Here is an 18,371-nt window from a genome sequence, read left to right on the forward strand (position 1 = left end):
AGTATTGTGCAATGCAAAACCAGCGGTGCAGGGTGGAGGAGGCTCAGTGCTCGAGAATTTTACTTTCGACGGTCTGCCCATGCGGGTCGTGTTTGGCGATGGCACGCTTGACCGCCTTCCGTCTGAAATCGATCTGCTCGGGGCCAAACGGGTTCTCGTTCTCTGCACGCCGGAGCAGGTGGGACAGGCGGCGGATGTCGCGGCCCGCCTGGGGGCACGCGCGGTCGGCATTTTTGATCAGGCGACGATGCATACGCCGGTCTCAGTAACGGAAACCGCGCTTGCCGTGGTACACGAAAAATCTGTCGATGGCGTGGTCTCCGTCGGTGGCGGATCGACCATCGGTCTGGGCAAGGCCATAGCGCTGCGCACCGATCTGCCGCAACTCGCCATTCCTACGACCTATGCCGGCTCTGAAATGACGCCGATCCTGGGTGAAACGCAGAACGGCGAGAAGACCACGCAACGGACCCGGCGCGTTTTGCCGGAAACGACGATCTATGATGTGTCGCTGACGCTGACTTTGCCCCCCCAGGTGAGTGCCACCAGCGGAATGAATGCCATCGCCCATGCGGTGGAGGCGCTGTATGCGGAGGAGCGCAACCCGATCATTTCGCTGATGGCGGAAGAAGCGATCGGCGCCTTGGCGCGCGCATTGCCGGCCATCATAAGCGATCCGCAGGATCGCGCCGCGCGGGGCCAAGCGCTGTACGGCGCCTGGCTGTGCGGGGTGGCCCTGGGCTCGGTCGGCATGGCGCTGCATCACAAGCTTTGCCATGTCCTGGGTGGCACGTTTGATTTGCCCCATGCACCCACCCATACGGTGATTCTGCCGCATGCCGTCGCCTATAACGCGTCCGGCGCGCCGGACGCGATGGCCCGCATCGCCCGTGCGCTCGGCACAGAGGATGCCGCGACCGGCCTTTATGACCTTGCCCGCAGGCTAGGCGCCCCCCTGGCGCTCAGCGCCATCGGCATGAAAGAGGCCGATCTCGATCGGGCTGTGACACTGGCAGCCGCCCGGCCCTATCCTAATCCAAGGCCGCTGGAAGCTGAACCGCTGCGCCGCTTGCTGACGGACGCCTTCCACGGCCGCCCGCCCTACAGGGAGGCTGCGTAATGGTCGCTGTGACCCGCAATTTTACCGAAGCCAATGCAACGGACGCAGTTTTGCAGCGGAACGATGGGTGTTCCGACGCCCGGCTGCGCGAAATCATGGCGGTGCTGGTGCCGCATCTGCATTCAGTGGTGCGCGAGCTGCGGCTGACACCCGATGAATGGCTGGCGGCTATCCAATTCCTCACCAGAACGGGCCAGATTTGCAGCGACCGGCGCCAGGAATTCATCCTCCTGTCCGATACGCTCGGCATCTCGATGCTGGTCGATGCGATCAATCATCGCAAAATCGATGACGTGACGCCGTCGACCGTGCTCGGGCCTTTCTATGTCGGCGGGGCGCCGAAGCTGGCAATGGGCGAGACCATCGCCCATCATGGCCGTGGCGCGCCGCTTTTCGTCAGTGGCCAGGTTTGTGACGAGGCGGGCAAGCCGCTGGAGGGGGCCGAGCTGGATGTCTGGCAGACCTCGGAAGACGGATTCTACGATACGCAGGATGCAACGCAGCCCGATATGAATTTGCGGGGTGTGTTTCGCACAGGCGCGGATGGCCGGTTCTGGTTCCGCAGCATCGTGCCTGCCTCCTATCCCATTCCGGGCGACGGACCGGTCGGCGATATGCTGAAGGCCCTGGGGCGTCATCCCATGCGGCCCGCGCACATCCACTTCATCCTCCGCGCCATCGGCTATGACACATTGACGACGCATATTTTTATTGAAGGCGATCCCTATCTCGATAGCGATGCGGTCTTTGGTGTGAAGGATGCGCTTATTGCGCCGATGACGGAGACCACGCCCGAGCAGCGTGCCCAGCACGGACTGCCCGAAGGCTGCCAGGCCCTGTCGCTTGATTTCCGCCTACAATCTGAAGCTTTGACCAGTCTTTCCGGCGCGCCTCAGGCGGCCCATGTCGCAGGAGCGTCCGTATGAAGAATGTCATGACCGTGGGCTGGATCGGTCTCGGCAAGATGGGTTCGCCGATGAGCCGGCATATCGCCGCGGCCGGCCATAACCTGCATGTCTATGACCCGGTGTCGGACGCGCGGTCGGCGCTGGCGGACGCGGGCGCGATCATCGAGGCGGATGCCGCCGCCGTTGCCGTCGCCGCGCCGATCGTATTCCTCTCCATCCCCAATGACGCGGTGCTGACGAAACTCGTCCTGGGCTCCTCCGGCTTGGCGGCGAGCATGAAACCCGGCACCATTCTGGTGGAGACCAGCACGGTTTCGCCACGCGCCAGCGCCGAAGTCGCCGAAGCCCTGGCAGCTGCCGGCGTGCTCTATCTGCGGGCGCCGCTGTCAGGCAGCACGGCGACGGCAGAGGCCGGGAAACTGACGGTTCTGGCATCAGGGGATGAGGGCGCGTACCATCGCGTCGAGCCACTGCTGAGCACATTTTCGACGCGGCAATTCTATCTCGGCGGGGGCGAGGAGGCGCGCTATCTGAAGCTCGCCATCAATATGCTGGTCGGCGCCACCTCGGCCTTGCTGGCCGAAGCGCTCACCTTTGGCGAGAAAGGCAATCTCTCGATCGATCAGATGATGGAGGTGATCTGTGAAAGCGCCGTCGCCTCTCCCCTGATCGGCTACAAGCGGGACATGCTGTCAAAGCGCGACTTTGCCCCGGCCTTTACGGTGGAACAGATGATCAAGGATTTTGATCTGGTCATCGATGCCGCCCGCGACAGCCACGTTCCTGTCTTTCTGATCAGCCTCATTCGCCAGCAATATGAGGCGGCGCGCGCCCAAGGGCGGGGTGGGCAGGACTTCTTTGTCCTGCTGGAGCAGTATGAAGAGATGGCCGGGAAGGAGCATGCCCGCGCGGCGGGATAGAATGGCGGCACAAGCCAGATGAAAGACCTGGAGTTTCTTCGGATTCTGGATTTTCTGCAGCAGCTTCGGCTGCCCTGGGCGCAGACCTTTCCCAAGGCTGACAACGACCTCGTCTGGCATTTGCTGCATCATCTGGTCGGCAGTGTCACCAAGGGCGAGGTCGTCACGACCTCAAGCCTGGCGCAGGCGGGTTATGCACCCTACACGACGTCGCTCAGGAAGATCGAGGAATTGGTGGCCGAAGGTCTGATTCTGCGCGTGCCACGCAGCAAGACCGGCAAATCCTTCGCCCTGCAGCCGAGCCCGCAGCTCAAAAAAGATTTTGAGGACTATTTGCTTCAGGTGAAGCGGATCGTGGCGCAGACCATCGGCGGCCGCGAGCCGGGGGAAGCGAGCGACGACTACTATTTCGGGGCCTCGGCCGTTGGCAGTCTGGCTTTGCCGCCGTCAATGCGCCGGCCGCAGCAGGCCAAGCGCTTCGATCTGCGTTTTCTCCTCGCCGATGACAATTACTTCGTTGCCATGCAGAATATGTGGGCAGATTTGCGCACCAGCTTCGGCTCGCGACGGGATTTTACCCTGGCGCGTCTGCCGCAACTGTATCAACTGGCGATGGAGAATGCGACGCGGCCGGTGTCGCAATATGACATCGTCGCACTCAATATTCCTTGGATGGGAGAATTTGCCGCCAAGGGCTATATCCGCCCGGTGGGGGACGTGGTGCGCGCCGCGGGGCTGGACTCCACCCAATTTCAGGCGGATTTCTGGGCAACCGGCCAATGGCGGGGTGCGCAATATGGTGTGCCGATCTATTGCACGATTGAGACATTGGCGGTTCGCCGGGACCTGTTTCAGGAGGCTGGGCTCAGCTTTCCCACGAGTTTCGACCAAGTGTTGTCCGTCGGCCGCGCGCTGCATGCCCCCGCCCATGGTCGCTATGGCATCACCTGGAACGGCGCACGCGGCATGCCGATTGCCGCCATGTTTCTGTTTCTTCTCGGCGATTGCGGCAGTTTTCTGCTGGAGCGGTCGGCCGCCTGCGGCAAGGGCCTGACCCGTCCAGTGATCGACATGACCACGGGTCTGCGTGTGCTCGACTATATGCACCAGCTGATTGAAATATCACCGCCGGGTGTGACGGAATTCGATTGGGAAACCAGCCTCGATACCTTCCTCACCGGCCATGCGGCGATGACCTATTGCTGGAGCATGCGGGCGGCGCGGTTTGAATATGACACGCGGTCCAAAGTCAGCCGCAAGGTCGAATATCTGCCGCATCCGGCGGGCCCGCATGGCCGCGTCACCGCCCCGATCGGGGGTTTCGTTCTCTGCGTGCCGGCCAATCTGCCCGAGGCACGGATGCGCCTGGCGGTGGATGCCATTGCCTGGATCACCTCTCCTGATACGGTGCGCGATCATCTGAAGAGCGGATTGCCGGTGCGGCCGCGGTTCAGCGTGGTGTCTGACCCCGAGGTGATGCTGAGTTCGCCGATCGTCAATTTTGTCGAACGCGTCGCACGGCGCGATCTTCTCGATGGGTGGCAGAGGCCTCCTATCCCCGAATATGTCGCGATCGAGGCCATTCTGGGTGATGAGATCCATGATGCTTTGACCGGCCGCACGACGGATCGCGCGGCTCTGGTCGGGGCGCAGCGACGGATTGATGCCTTGTTCAAAAGCAAGTCGGAAACGCGCGTGGCCTGAGGCAGAAATGCCGATCTGCCGGGTGCGACAAAGGAGAGGAAATCAATGAAGCCGGTAAAAGTGGCTCTGGTAGGTCTGGGCTGGTGGGGCCGCAAGATTGCGACCACGCTGGATGGCAATACGGTGATCCAGATTGCCCGCGCGGTTGAGGTCAATCCCGAGGCAGCGGCGAGTTTCAAGACTGCGCATGACATTCCTGTCAGTGGTTCATTTGCGGACGCCCTGGGCGATCCGGCTATTGACGCAGTTCTGCTGGTGACCCCGCATTCCTTGCACGAAGAGCAGATTGCGGCTGCGGTTCGGGCCGGCAAGCATGTCTTCTGTGAGAAGCCGCTGGCGCTAACCCGCGCCGGAGCGGAGCGCGCTGTCACGCTGTGCCGCGAGGCGGGTCTGGTTTTGGGCATGGGGCATGAGCGGCGGTTCGAGCCGCCGATTGCGGAGATGCTGGCCGCTGCCGCCGAAGGGCGGCTTGGGCGCCTGCTGCAGATCGAGGCGAATTTCAGTCACGATAAATTCCTCACGCTCGATCGCAGCAATTGGCGGTTGAAGCCCGAGCAGGCGCCCGCCGGTGGCATGACGGCGACAGGCATTCATCTGACCGATCTCGCTGTGAAATTGATGGGTCCGGCGCAGGACGTCACGGTGAGTTGTGAACGTCTTGCATCCGATCTGCCGTCGGGCGACACGATGAGCGCCTATATCCGCTTCGCCTCGGGTGGAACCGCTTATGTGTCTGCGACCTTGGCAACGCCCTTCTTTTCGCGCTTTGCCCTATTCGGCACTGAGGGCTGGATCGATATCCGTGACCGCGCCCATGTCGAGGCGCCGGATGGCTGGGTCGTCACCAAGGGCATGAAAGGCCAGGCCATCACGGTTGAGGAAATCGGCAAGGCTGAGCCGGTCATGGCCAATTTCGAGGCGTTTGCCCGCGCCGTGCGCGGTGAGGCGCCATATCCCGTGACGGGCGAGGAGATGATCAACAATATCGCGCTGCTGGAAGCGATCGTGCGCGGTGCGGCCTCAGGCAATGCCGAGCAGGTGCAGCCAGCGGACAGGAGAGCGGCATGAAAGCGCTCATCTTTGAAAAACCGGATCAGCCGGTGATGCGCGATGTCGATGTCCCGCGCATCACTGACAATGAAATTCTGGTGCGCCTGCGGGCGGTGGGCATTTGCCATTCGGATTACGAACTCCTCGGCGGCCGCTACATCATTCCGATCAGCTATCCGGTGACGCCGGGCCATGAATGGTGCGGCGAGATTGTCGAGGTCGGGCGCAATGTGCGCAATTTCGCCCCCGGCGAGCGTGTGGTGGGCGAATGCGTTGTGCGCCTGCCGGATCGGCTGCATCATTTCGGCTTCTCGCTGGATGGTGCGGATCGCGAGTATTTCGTTGTACGGCCGGAATGGCTGCATAAGCTGCCGGATTCGATCGATGACGGCACAGCCTCGTTGATAGAGCCGTTCACCTGCGGCTTCTATGCGGTGCGGCGTTCGGGCGGTACGGATGCAAGCGAAACCGTCGTCGTCTCCGGCGGTGGCACCATCGGCCTTGTCTCCGCGGCGTCCGCCATCGGCATGGGCGCACGGGTGATCGTGATCGACCCGATCGCCCATCGGCGGGATGCCGCGCTGAAGCTCGGCGCCGCCGAGGTCATCGATCCCCAGGCCAGTGATGCGGTCGAGACCGTTTTGCAGATGACCGGGGGCAGAGGGGCAGACCTCGTCATCGAAGCCTCCGGCCATGATGCGTCCCTCGGCATCGTCTTCGATCTGGTGCGCGAGGAGGGCCGGATTTCGATGGTCGGCATCAATATCGGGCGTCAAGTCTCCTCGCATCTCGGCAATATCCAGATGCGCAATCTCACCGTGCGTGGCTGCATCGGATCGCCTGGCGTCTGGCCGGATGCGATCACGTTTCTGGAACGCACCAAGCTCGATCTGTCACCGATCCGCACGCATGAATTCCCCTTGGCGGACAGTGTGGAAGCCTTTGCGCTCGGCGCACAGGCGGACAAATGCATCAAGGTTACGCTGCGCAATAGCTAGCGCGATCAAGGAGAGGAAAAGTGCGATGACAGGACGGTTAGCGGGCCGCGTCATCATCGTCACCGGGGGGGCCTCCGGTCTCGGTGAAGGGATTGTGCGCCGGGCGGCCGCGGAAGGCGGCAAGCTGGTGGTGGCGGATCGAGATGGAGCGAAGGCTGAGGCTTTAGCAGCGGCCTTGCGGGATGAGGGTCTGGAAGCGATGGGTGTCGGCGTGGATGTGGCCGAACGCGCTCAGGTGCGCGCCATGGTGGAGGCCGTGACTGCGCATTTCGGTGGCATCGATGTGCTGTTCAACAATGCCGGCTTCAACAAGCCTTTGCCGTTCCTGGAAGTTGATGGGGACAATTTCAACAGTATCATGCGGGTCAATGCGTTTGGCGTCATGATCGGGATGCAGGAAGTCGGGCGTCACATGATTGCGCGCGGGCAGGGCGGTAAGATCATCAATACCGCCTCCATCGCCGGGCGTCAGGGCTATCCCGAATTCGCGCCCTATTGCGCCAGCAAGGCCGCGGTCATTTCGCTGACCCAGGCGGCAGCAAGGGAATTCGCCCCACATAAGATCACGGTCAACGGCATCGCCCCTGGTGTTGTCGTGACGCCGCTTTGGGACGGACTGGAGCGCGACATGATCGAGAAAGGGGTGATCAAGGAGAGGGGCGAATTCATCAATTCCTTCTCGGCCGGCATTCTGGCCGGCCGTCCCGCGACCCCGGAAGATCTCACGGGGCTCACGACATTTCTGGCCTCCGGCGAGTCCGACTATATGACCGGCCAAATCATCATGTGCGACGGCGGCATGGTGCTCGTTTGAGAAGGAGACCCGCCGTATGATCGATAAGATCGTGGATAGCGTCGCGGCTGCGCTGGAGGGCGTGCAGGACGGATCGACCGTCATGGTCGGCGGCTTCGGCGCTGTCGGGCAGCCCGATGCATTGATCGAGGGATTGATCGAGCAGGGGGCCACGGACCTCACCATCGTCGCCAATAATGCCGGTGCGGGTCGCGTCGGGCTGGCGAAGCTGATGGAAGCGGGCCGTGTGCGGAAGATCATCTGCTCCTTCCCGCGCTCCGCCGGCTCAGTCGTTTTCGAGGAATTGTTCAAGGCGGGGAAGCTGGAGCTGGAGATCGTCCCGCAGGGGACCTTGGCGGAGCGCATTCGCGCCGCCGGTGCCGGTATCGGCGCCTTTTTTACGCCCACCGCTTTCGGCACCAAGCTTGCGGAAAACAAGGAGACGCGCGAGATCGGCGGCCGCTCCTTTGTGCTGGAACATGCACTGCCGGCGGATGTCGCTCTGGTGGAAGCCTGGCGAGCGGACCGGTGGGGCAATTGCACCTATCGGGGCAGCGGCCGCAACTTCAATCCCGTCATGGCGATGGCGGCGAAGCGCAGCATCGTGCAGACGCAGCATGTCGTGGCGCTCGGCGCGCTTGATCCTGAAGCGATCGTAACGCCCGGCATCTTCGTCGATCGCGTTCTGCATCTTCCCTATCTCGATCAGCGTAGCTGACAGGAGAGGCTCATGGCGGATTTCACACCGCTCTCTCGCCAGGACATGGCGCGTCGCGTGGCGCAGGACATTCCAGAAGGATGGTATGTCAATCTCGGCATCGGCATTCCGACCCTGGTCGCGGATTACATCCCCGCGGGGCGGGAAGTGGTGCTGCATTCCGAGAACGGCATCCTCGGCATGGGGCCTGCGCCTGCGCCTGACCAGATCGATCCTTGGCTCATCAATGCCGGCAAGCAGCATGTGACCTTGCTGGAGGGTGGATCATTCTTCCATCATGCCGATAGTTTTGCGATGATTCGCGGCGGCCACATCGATCTTTGCGTTTTGGGTGCCTTTGAGGTAGCGCAGAACGGCGATCTCGCCAATTGGGCGACCTCGGCCGCCGATGCGGCGCCGGCGGTCGGTGGCGCGATGGATCTGGCGGTCGGGGCCAAGCGCATCTGGGTGGTGACGGAACATACGACCAAGGAGGGCGCACCGAAGCTGGTGGAACGCTGCGCCTATCCGCTCACGGCCCTGGGCGCGGTCAGCCGCATCTATACCAATCTGGCGGTGATCGATGTGACGGAAGCCGGATTTGTGGTGCGGGAGATGGCGCCGGGCCTGACCCTGGAGGCGCTGCAGGCGCGCACGGGCGCGCCCCTGCGGATAGCGGAGACGATCGATGGCTGAGGCTTACATCTGCGATTTCACCCGCACGCCGATCGGCCGCTATGGCGGCGCCCTGAAAGACATGCGGGCGGATGATCTCGCGGCCCATCCTTTGCGCGTGCTGCGGGAGCGGAACCCCAGTGTCGATTGGGATGCGGTGGACGACTGCTATCTTGGCTGCGCCAATCAGGCGGGAGAAGACAACCGCGACGTGGCCCGCATGGCCGTGCTGCTTGCGGGCTACCCCGTGGGCACGCCGGGCGGCACGATCAACCGGCTTTGCGGATCGGGGCTCGATGCTGTCGGCACAGCAGCGCGGATGATCCGCTTGGGTGAGGCGGATCTGGTGCTGGCCGGGGGCGTGGAAAGCATGACGCGCGCGCCCTTCGTCATGGGCAAGGCGACGGAGGCCTTTTCGCGTCAGGCGGAGCTTCAGGACACCACCATCGGCTGGCGTTTCGTCAACCCGGCGCTGAAGGCGATCTATGGCGTCGATACCATGCCCGAGACTGGCGAGAATGTGGCCGCGCGTTTCGGCATCTCGCGCGCCGATCAGGATGCCTTTGCCGTCCGCTCGCAGCAAAGGGTGAAGGCCGCGCAGGAGGCCCATTTTTTCGACCGCGAGATTACGCCAGTCACAATCAAGGGCCGCAAGGGCGATGTCATTTTCGACCAGGATGAGCATCCCCGGCCCGAGACGACGCTGGAGGGATTGGCAAAGCTGAAAACGCCCTTCCGGCGGGAGGGTGGCACCGTCACCGCCGGCAATGCTTCCGGCGTCAATGATGGGGCGGCGGCCCTTATCCTGGCAAGTGAGGCTGGCGTGCGGAGGCATGGCTTGACGCCGCGCGCCCGCGTCCTTGGCATGGCGACGGCTGGCGTCGAGCCTGCCATCATGGGCATCGGGCCGGCGCCGGCTACGGAGAAGCTGCTGGCGCGCCTGGGCCTTGCGATCGGTGCCATCGATCTCATCGAGCTGAACGAGGCTTTCGCGAGCCAGGCGCTGGCGGTTTTGCGTCGTCTTGGACTTCCAGACGATGCGGCGCATGTCAATCCGCAGGGCGGCGCCATCGCGCTCGGCCATCCGCTCGGCATGTCCGGTGCGCGACTGGCCATGACGGCGGTCAATGCGCTGGAGAGGATGGCGCTCAGGACGGCCATTGCGACCATGTGCATCGGCGTGGGCCAGGGCATCGCCGTTCTGATCGAGCGGGTGTGAGTCTCTCGTCATCCATGGGCGGTTCCGGGCCGTAAGGTAACCGTAGCCGGTCTGTCCGCGTAACCAGGGCAGACCTTGCTCGGGAGTCGCAGCCCATGATGAAACGACGTGCCACCATCGGTGGCGGAATTCTGGCCGCGCTGACGCTGGCCGTCTGGTGGCCAAGGCCCAAGGCCGCCCAAAGTGCTGCCTTCGCGGTGACGCTGACGGATACCGAATGGCGGGCGAAGCTTAGCCCTGCGGCCTATCAGGTCTTGCGCCAGCAAGGAACGGAAGCGCCCTTCTCCAGCCCGCTCGACGTCGAGACGCGGCGCGGCACTTATTTCTGTGCCGGCTGCGCCTTGCCCGTTTATGCCTCGGCCACGAAATTTGACAGCCATACCGGCTGGCCCAGCTTCTGGCAGCCGCTGCCCAATGCCGTGGTGGAAACAGCGGACGGCAGTTTCGGCATGCAGCGGACAGAAGTGCATTGCAGCCGCTGCGGCGGTCATCTGGGTCATGTCTTCCCGGACGGGCCACCGCCGACCGGGCTGCGCTATTGCATGAACGGCGTCGCGCTCACCTTCACCGCAACCGCATAAGGACAAGAAGCGATGGTAACCAAATCCCGCCGCCCCTGGACGGCCATCCTCTCGGGCACGGCCCTGCTCGCGGCCCTGGCGGCGGGCGGCCTGTCCTTTCATTTCACGCGCAGCCAGGCAGCAGAACTGGATCGCGCGGTGCCGCCGCCGGCGCTGGATGAGCGGGCGGGCGCGGGCGGGCACGCAACTCTTATTCTGGCCGGTGGCTGTTTCTGGGGCGTTCAGGGTGTCTTCCAGCATGTGCGCGGCGTCGAACAGGCCGTCTCCGGCTATGACGGTGGTGCGGCGAGCACCGCGCAATATGAAACGGTGAGCACGGGCAGCACCGGCCATGCCGAATCCGTGCGCATCACGTACGACCCGCATGTCATTACCTATGGGCAACTGCTGCAGATCTACTTTTCGGTGGCGACCGACCCGACCCAGCTCAACCAGCAATATCCTGACAGCGGCACGCAGTATCGCGGTGAAATCTTCGCCACGACGCCGGATCAGTCGAAGATCGCGCGCGCCTATATTGCGCAGCTCGACCAGGCAAAGGTCTGGAACCAGCCCATTGCGACCATCGTCGGCCGTGATACGGGCTTCTATCAGGCGGAGGATTATCACCAGAACTACCTGACGCTGCACCCGGACAGCGACTATATCGCGACCTTCGATCTGCCCAAGGTTTCCGCCCTGCAAAAGACCTTCCCGGCTGAGTTCTCGGCGCAGCCAGTACTTGTGCCCGGCATGAAGGGGTCGTGAGGCAATCATCAATGATGCCTCTGAGACGGTATCCTGGGTTTGCGACATTGATTTCGCTAGGCAAACTTAAACGTTTCGGCTAGGTGTTCGCCCGAACAGAAAGGGGCAACACCATGGCGGCCATCGTCAGCAGTGGCTCACCCCTATCCAAGAGTAGTTTTAGCGCCAGACAGTCGGTGATCGTCGATTGGGGCGCCGAAACGATCAGCGCTATCGACAGCGGCCGCACTGTCAGCGACAACGGCTTTCAATTCGTTGATCTGGGTGGAACGCCACTTGAGGCTGTCATCAGCGGCGCGGCACAAATGACGCAGGCGGCCGGCTATGCCAGCTTGGCGGCCACCATCGCCCGCCATCATCACGCTTGACCTCGGACGCCGGAAGATCACGCCATGACGACCATTACCATCAGTGGCGGAACGACCGTCCTGTCCGCGACCGCCCAGGCCGGGGACCAGGTGGTGGTCCTTTCTGGGGGCACAGCGGTGGCCGCGCTTATCAGCGGCGGAGCCGAACGGGTCGTGGGCGTGGACAGTGGCAGCACCGTTCTGGGTGGCGGCTTCCAGCTCATCACCTCGGGCGGAACGGCGATCGGCACGCTTGTGGAACATGGCGCGGTGCAGAGCATCACGGCGGCCGGCAGCACGCTCTCCGCCCAGATCGCGGACGGGGGCACTGCCATCGTCACCAGCGGCGCGGCCCTTGGGGCAAGAATTCTGGCTGGCGGCACGGAAATTGTCTCCGCCACGGGCATCGCCAGCAGCGGAGAGATCGCCTCGGGAGCCTTGCTGCTGGTCGGTAGCGGCGGCACGGTAGCGGCGATAACGCTGCACGCGGGCGCGGAAGCCACGCTGAGCAGCGGCGGTCTGCTGGAGGATGTAACGGTCGACAGCGGCGGCCTTTTGCTTCTGCAGAGCGGCGGCCGGGTGGACAATCTGACAGTCGATAGCGGCGGCCATGTGATTGTCACACCTGGCGTGGTCGGCACTATCGGCAGCGGCGACGGTATCATCGACCAAGGCATCGCACTTGTGGCGGCTGATAGCAGCCTCACCACCTATGCCAGCAGCGCGGCTGATCTGAACATTGCCAGTGGCACTCGTGCCTTCGTGCTGTCCGGCGGCGTGATCAGCGGCGGCACGCTGCTGTCGGGCAGTGCCGAGACCATCTACGCCGGCGGTACGAGCCTTGACCAGCATCTGTCGGCCAGCACCGAGGTCGTGCAGTCCGGCGGACAGGCGACGGGCACGATCGTCAAGGCGGGCGGGGTGCAATATGTCTTCGCGGGTGCCGAAGTCAGCGCGACGCAGCTCGACAGCGGCTATGCCTTCGTCAATTCCGGCGGCACCGCGAGCGATCTGCGCATCTCGGCGGGCGGCATCGCAGCGGTGGACGGAACGGTCAGCGGCACGCAGGTGGAAAGCGGCGGTGGCCTCTACGTGGTCGAAACCGGCACCGCGATCGACACCCATATCGACAGCGGCGGTTTTGCTTATCTCGACGACCACGCCATATCCACCACGATCAGCGCCGGCGGCTATGCTGTTGTATCGGGCCCGATGTCCCTGACCTCGGGGACGAGCGGCATAAGTGCAACACGTGGCACAAGCGGCACCACCGCGACGACCACGACGGTACTGAGCGGCGGCAGCCTGATCCAGTCCGGTATTGTCATGCTGAGCGGTCTGCATGTCGCGAGCGGCGGCCTTGTTCTGCTCGGCAGCGGCGGCACGGGAAGCGATGTCACCGTCGATGCGGGTGGCACGCTCATCCTGCTGCCCGGCAGCGATCCGGGCATTGTGGTGTCCGGGTCGGGCGCAACCGTCTTCTCGGGCGGCGATGTCACGATCAGCGGCGGTACGGCCGTCTCGGCGAGTATCGATCTGGTGTCGGGTCTGACCCTGGGCAGCGGCGCCAGCGGCACCGTCTATGCGGGTGGCGCGGAAAGCGGCACCACGATCGGGCTCAATGCCACCGACACGGTGGGTTCGGGCGGCACCGCGACCGATGAGACAATCGGCGCGGGCGGGACGCTGGTGGTGGATGCCGGGGGTGTCACCGCCGGCACAATCACCTTCGGGGGCGCGGACGGCAGTCTTATCATCACCTCAGGGGCGGCGCTTGGCGACACCGTGGTCAGCGGCCTGAACACGACCGACAGCATCAATTTCGCCGGTTTCAACCCGAACGGCACGCTCTCCGTGTCCCTCGGCGGGAGCAACCTGCTGACCGCGAGCGACGGTACCACCAGTGCCACGGTGCATCTCGATCCAACACAAAAGTTCGCGGGTGAGAGTTTCGCGATATCAGTCTCAAGCTCCGGCGGCGCCAACGTGACCTTGGTGCATGACAGCACAAGCGCGTCCGCCGCCGGCAGTACCGGCGCCTCCGTCACACCGATTGATGTTCCGATCTACGCGCTGCCGTTCAACGGGTCCTACAAGCTCGGCATCGAGGTCAGTCTCGACGGCGGCCATACCTATAAGATGGTGGAACTGGATACGGGCGCCTCGGGATTTTTCGCGGCCTATACGCCCGATTGGTGGGGCGGCAGCTACACGCCTGTGAGCCAAGCGCCCGACGTGATGACCTATGTCAGCGGCAACGACTATGCCGCGCAAGTTGTGAATACGGCGGTCACCCTGCAGACGTCATCAGGCACCGGCCTGACGGTCGGCAATGTGAATGTCGGGCTCATCACCACCGCGTCGAACAGCACCGCCTTTACGACTGAGGGCTGGAACACAGGCCTGACGAGCGATCCGACATCCGCGCCGCTGGAGGATTATTTCTATGGCGATTTCGGCCTCGGGCTGAATGACAATAGCGGTATCGAGGCGGTGCTGGGCCAGCTAACGGGGGGCCTGTCCGATGGTTTCATCATCAATATCGGCACCTATCCCGAAGGTGCGGGCGGTCAGGTCGGGACATTGCAGATCGGGCTAACCGAGGAAAATATCGCCTCCTATCACACCATCATCGCGCTTGATGGACAGAGCACGACGGATACGTTCGCCAATTCGGGTCTGCCAACTTATGCGAAGGCTCAGGCGGATGGCGCCATCTCCATCGACGGCACCGTGACCGACACGCATTTCGTCTTCGATACCGGCGCCACCCAGACTGACATCTTTTCGGGCACCACGCTCAGCGCCGATGGGCATACGGATGAAAGCGGCAATGCGCTGACCAGCGGCTCCTCCGTCGTGCTCTCAGCCCCTGGGGCGACCGATGGTGACATGGGCTGGGCTTTGTCCATTGCCAGTACCGGCACGGTGGCGGGCGTGGACTCCGTGCATGTGTCGCCCAGTGCGGGCACCGTCAATCCAGGGGCCGTCAATACCGGCATCGGCGCCTATTGGAACAATAGCGTGATGTTCGACATTGCCGACGGCATCATGGGTTTCAGCAGCGTCGCCTGTTTTGCCGCCGGCACCCGCATCGCGACCGTGAGCGGCGAGAGGGTTGTGGAAAGCCTGGCCATCGGCGACGAAATCCGTGTGCTGACGGGTGAGACGCTGCCCATCGTCTGGGTCGGGCATCGCACCGTCGATTGCCTCCGCCATCCCGATCCGGCCTCGGTCCAGCCGGTTCGCATCGCGGCGCAGGCTTTCGGTCCCGGAGAGCCGTTACGCGATCTTATCCTTTCTCCCGACCACGCGCTGTACCGGAGCGGCGTGCTCATCCCTGTGAAGCATCTCATCAACGGCACCAGCATCCGCCAGGAAAGCTGGCCGCGCGTGACCTATTACCATGTCGAATTGCCGCATCACGACATCCTGCTGGCCGAGGGACTGGCTGCAGAAAGCTATCTCGACACGGGATTGCGCGCTGTCTTCAGCGGTGGGCCAGTAGAGCAGGCGCATCCTCGCTTCGCACTCCCATCTTGCGAGGCTCAGCTGATTTGGTCGGTGCTGGGCTATGCGCCGCTGGTCGTGTCGGGCCCCGTTGTCGCCGCTGAGCGCGCGCGGCTTGCGGCCGGCCTGGTGCCGGTTGCCTGCGCCGCGGCCACGAATGAGCCCATGCGCGAGGTGGGTTGAGAGGAACGATAGCGTCTGCCCCTATGGCTTGGCCGGCATGTCCATCTTCATCCCGCCGCCCATGTTCATTCCCCCATCCATCGCCATCGGCGCTTGCGGGCCATAGGTCGGCAGTGCCGCCGGATGAACCACCACGACAGCACCGTAAAGGATCAGAAGGGCGCCGGCAGCGATGGCGCCGCGCTTTCCCCAAGGCAGCACCTTCTCGGCAAGGATCAGCAGCGTGATGGCGGCCATAGCGATGATATTCATCATGCCGAGCGGGAACAGGATCACGAACAAAAGCCAGCAGCAGCCGAAACAATAGAGGCCATGCAACCATCCCATCCGAAAGGCACCGACGAGACCGGGGCGCCAGGAGGTCATGATGAAGTTGACGGGTGTGCGGCAGGTTGACAGGCACACGTCTTTCAGCGGCGTCATTTGGTAAATGCCGGCGCAGATGAGAAGAACACCGCCCAGACGCGCGGCGATGCTGGGCGCGATCATCCAATAGGTTTCAGCGGCCTCAGCGCTGCGCGCCACAGCATAGCCCGCGATGCCGCTCAACGCCCACAGCAGCAGATATCCCGCGACGAACAGCCAGGTGGCGAGGAACGCGCCGCGCCCGGTGCGGCGGGATTGCAGGCTTTGAAAGGTGAGCACCATGGGTGCCGCTGTAGGCGCCATCATGGCGACCATCATCACGACCCAGATCGTCAGAAAGGGAAGAATGGAGAGGCCCATGGTCGCGGTCATATCCATCCGCGCCCCGCCAGGGTACCATATGAGCCAGGCCCATGACAGGGCTGCCGCTGCGATCAGAAGAACGAGGGTTATCACGGCGCCGGCCGAGGCGGCGGTCAGTCGTGCAGGGGGCATCGCCACGTCCTTGGCAACCGGGCGCGCGTTCGACGCTACTTATCGCTTGCCGTCACGCACGAAACCGCTTTCGGAAATCCGAAACCGGTTGAACTGACCATAGCTATCCGTCAGATCCAGCGTCATGACGGTCGATGCCTTGCTCGACGCGCTGCCGATTTCGGCCTGATCGAATTCCATGCCGTCCGGCAGGTCGATCCGCACCCGGTGCGGCGCGCCATCAACGGGGCTCAGAATCGGCCGGCCCGACGCTTCCAGGATGCCGGGAATGCTCGCCCGCGCGTGCCGCGCCGCGATATCGATCTCGAAGGTGATCGGCTCAAACAGCGGCTCATGCACGGTGTCTGACATGGCATGGAAGACCCACCAATGGGTCGCCGCTTCCTTCGTTTCCCGGCCATGCAGGATGGTGGTGAGCGCCGCGCGCTGCGCGGGCGTGGCGCGCGCGTCAATGATCGCCTGCATCTCACCCTTGCCCTCATAGACGGGGCCTGGCCACTGATACTGGACGACCGTGCAAAGACCATCCAAACTCACATCACCGAAATGACCCTTCTCGATGCGGATCACCTCGATGCCGTGGCAATTGCCATGCGTGGGCAGAGACTCAAACTGGCATGGGCAGGCATAGTCGCAATTGCAGTTCCCGAACTTGATGCCTTCGACATACCAGCTGATCATCGTCCTGCGCTCCCTCAACCGGCCGCCATCTTCCGGGCATGCCATTCATTCGGTGGATCATGTGGCCTCATGACCCACCGCAAAGCAAGGCGATATGGCTAGAGCCAGGGGTGGCGGGCCGGTTTGATGCCGTTCAGATGATAGTTGCCGATGACGAAATACTTCCAGCGCACCGGGTCGTGCAGCGTATGGGTGCGCGCATTGCGCCAGTGGCGGTCAAGGTTGTAGACGCCCAAGGTAGAGCGTGTGCCGGCCAGCTCGAACAGCTTGTTAGTGGCGAGAATAGCGGCTTCCGTCGTCAGGACCTTCGATTCCGCCACTGCGAGCGCGGCGGTCGCGACGGTCTCCTCATTGGGGTCAGCCGCCGCGGCATCCACGGCCCGTCCCGCGCGCTCCAAAATCGCCTCGGCAGCATGGAGGCGGATTTCCAGATCGCCAATGGCCGCGATGGTGAAGGGGTCCTCAGCTGCCTGATCCTTGCCGCTGTCGATCCAGGGCCGGGACTTTGTGCGCACGAACTCGATCGTCGCCTCGACGGCACCCTTGGCGATGCCGGCATCGACGGCAGCCTGAATGATTTGCGAGATCGGCCCTGCCGGTGTTGCGCGTTCAAACGCCTTGTAGGCGGGAATGATGCGATCGGCCGGAACGCGCACATTGGTCACGATGACCGTTCCAGACGCGGTCGTCCGCTGGCCAAAGCTGGACCAGTCGTTGATAATCTCAAGTCCTGGCGACGCGCGATCCGCGAAAGCGAGATGCGGCCGCCCTTCCTCATCCACCCCGACGATGGGTACGATATGCGCGAGCAAGGCGCCGGTTGAATAGAATTTCCGGCCATTGACGATATAGTCGTCGCCATCGCGCGTTATTTTGGTTTCGAAGGCAGCGACATTCTTACTGCCGCTTTCCGAAAACGCATTGCCGAAGCGCACGCCTTTGAGAACTTCGCCGAACAGAAATTGCTTCTGCTCTTCGGTGCCGTCGGCCGCGATATGGTCGATGATGGCAATATGGTTCTGCGGGATCTGCCCGAGTGCGGGGTCCGCGGCCGCGATGATCTTGATGACCTCGGTCAGCGTCACCCAGGAGACGCCGGCCCCACCATAGGCTTTCGGCACCGTAATGCCCCAAAGCCCGCTTTGGGAAAACCGGTCAAGCTCGGCGATGGGAAGCAGACCTTCCCTATCACGCAGGGCTGCCTGTTCCGCGAAGTCGGCCGCCAGTCGATGCGCGACTGCAATCGCTTCCGCATCGCTCGTGATGACATGCGCGGGCTCTGTGGGATAGGGGCGGGGGGCGAAGGGCTCCCGCGCATTGACGCGCGGGCCTGCCAGAGTGTCGGCGATATTGGTGTCCATGGCCACAGAAACTCCC

Annotated in this window: 17 protein-coding genes; 14 read left to right on the top strand and 3 right to left on the bottom strand. The window is 63.3% G+C overall.

The window, feature by feature from the left end; genetic code table 11:
- The first annotated feature begins 46 nt into the window (after positions 1–46).
- From AC3G7M_RS19835 to AC3G7M_RS19900, 14 genes are all read left to right on the top strand, one after another.
- Positions 47–1,120, top strand: coding sequence for a maleylacetate reductase (locus AC3G7M_RS19835; protein WP_489216239.1), 1,074 nt, complete (start codon positions 47–49; stop codon positions 1,118–1,120).
- On the top strand, positions 1,120–2,046 hold the full coding sequence (locus AC3G7M_RS19840) for an intradiol ring-cleavage dioxygenase (RefSeq protein WP_489216241.1): 927 nt from the start codon (positions 1,120–1,122) through the stop codon (positions 2,044–2,046). Before AC3G7M_RS19835 ends, AC3G7M_RS19840 begins: the two co-directional genes overlap by 1 nt.
- Positions 2,043–2,948, top strand: coding sequence for an NAD(P)-dependent oxidoreductase (locus AC3G7M_RS19845; RefSeq protein ID WP_489216243.1), 906 nt, complete (start codon positions 2,043–2,045; stop codon positions 2,946–2,948). The genes AC3G7M_RS19840 and AC3G7M_RS19845 overlap by 4 nt, the downstream gene beginning before the upstream one ends.
- A gap of 18 nt (positions 2,949–2,966) precedes the next feature.
- Complete coding sequence (locus tag AC3G7M_RS19850; RefSeq protein WP_489216245.1) at positions 2,967–4,652, top strand: extracellular solute-binding protein; 1,686 nt, start codon at positions 2,967–2,969, stop codon at positions 4,650–4,652.
- Between the two features lie 45 nt (positions 4,653–4,697).
- Entirely contained in the window at positions 4,698–5,720 is a 1,023-nt protein-coding gene (locus AC3G7M_RS19855) for a Gfo/Idh/MocA family protein (protein ID WP_489216247.1), read from the top strand.
- Positions 5,717–6,700 carry a zinc-dependent alcohol dehydrogenase gene (locus AC3G7M_RS19860; protein WP_489216249.1) on the top strand — a complete coding sequence of 328 codons (984 nt, stop codon included), beginning with the start codon at positions 5,717–5,719 and terminating at the stop codon, positions 6,698–6,700. The genes AC3G7M_RS19855 and AC3G7M_RS19860 overlap by 4 nt, the downstream gene beginning before the upstream one ends.
- 25 nt (positions 6,701–6,725) lie before the next feature.
- Positions 6,726–7,514 (top strand): SDR family NAD(P)-dependent oxidoreductase, encoded by a 789-nt coding sequence (locus AC3G7M_RS19865; RefSeq protein ID WP_489216251.1) that lies wholly within the window; start codon positions 6,726–6,728, stop codon positions 7,512–7,514.
- Positions 7,515–7,530: 16 nt separating this feature from the next.
- Positions 7,531–8,211 (top strand): 3-oxoacid CoA-transferase subunit A, encoded by a 681-nt coding sequence (locus AC3G7M_RS19870; protein ID WP_489216253.1) that lies wholly within the window; start codon positions 7,531–7,533, stop codon positions 8,209–8,211.
- Positions 8,212–8,223: 12 nt separating this feature from the next.
- Positions 8,224–8,886 (top strand): 3-oxoacid CoA-transferase subunit B, encoded by a 663-nt coding sequence (locus AC3G7M_RS19875; RefSeq protein ID WP_489216255.1) that lies wholly within the window; start codon positions 8,224–8,226, stop codon positions 8,884–8,886.
- The gene (pcaF, locus tag AC3G7M_RS19880) at positions 8,879–10,084 is read left to right on the top strand and encodes a 3-oxoadipyl-CoA thiolase (RefSeq protein ID WP_489216257.1); all 1,206 of its coding nucleotides are present in this window, start codon (positions 8,879–8,881) and stop codon (positions 10,082–10,084) included. The genes AC3G7M_RS19875 and pcaF overlap by 8 nt, the downstream gene beginning before the upstream one ends.
- 95 nt (positions 10,085–10,179) lie before the next feature.
- Entirely contained in the window at positions 10,180–10,665 is a 486-nt protein-coding gene (msrB, locus tag AC3G7M_RS19885; RefSeq protein ID WP_489216259.1) for a peptide-methionine (R)-S-oxide reductase MsrB, read from the top strand.
- A gap of 12 nt (positions 10,666–10,677) precedes the next feature.
- Complete coding sequence (gene msrA / locus AC3G7M_RS19890; RefSeq protein ID WP_489216261.1) at positions 10,678–11,412, top strand: peptide-methionine (S)-S-oxide reductase MsrA; 735 nt, start codon at positions 10,678–10,680, stop codon at positions 11,410–11,412.
- Between the two features lie 113 nt (positions 11,413–11,525).
- On the top strand, positions 11,526–11,780 hold the full coding sequence (locus tag AC3G7M_RS19895) for a hypothetical protein (protein ID WP_489216263.1): 255 nt from the start codon (positions 11,526–11,528) through the stop codon (positions 11,778–11,780).
- Positions 11,781–11,804: 24 nt separating this feature from the next.
- The gene (locus AC3G7M_RS19900; RefSeq protein ID WP_489216265.1) at positions 11,805–15,452 is read left to right on the top strand and encodes a Hint domain-containing protein; all 3,648 of its coding nucleotides are present in this window, start codon (positions 11,805–11,807) and stop codon (positions 15,450–15,452) included.
- A 21-nt stretch (positions 15,453–15,473) separates the two neighbouring features.
- On the opposite strand, the gene AC3G7M_RS19905 is transcribed toward AC3G7M_RS19900, so the two are convergent.
- From AC3G7M_RS19905 to AC3G7M_RS19915, 3 genes are all read right to left on the bottom strand, one after another.
- On the bottom strand, positions 15,474–16,313 hold the full coding sequence (locus tag AC3G7M_RS19905; protein ID WP_489216267.1) for a DUF2182 domain-containing protein: 840 nt from the start codon (positions 16,311–16,313) through the stop codon (positions 15,474–15,476).
- A 39-nt stretch (positions 16,314–16,352) separates the two neighbouring features.
- Positions 16,353–16,994 (bottom strand): DUF1326 domain-containing protein, encoded by a 642-nt coding sequence (locus AC3G7M_RS19910; RefSeq protein ID WP_489216269.1) that lies wholly within the window; start codon positions 16,992–16,994, stop codon positions 16,353–16,355.
- A gap of 98 nt (positions 16,995–17,092) precedes the next feature.
- Positions 17,093–18,355, bottom strand: coding sequence for an SfnB family sulfur acquisition oxidoreductase (locus AC3G7M_RS19915; RefSeq protein WP_489216271.1), 1,263 nt, complete (start codon positions 18,353–18,355; stop codon positions 17,093–17,095).
- Between the last annotated feature and the right edge of the window lie 16 nt (positions 18,356–18,371).

The sequence above is a fragment of the Acidisoma sibiricum genome (assembly GCF_057837225.1).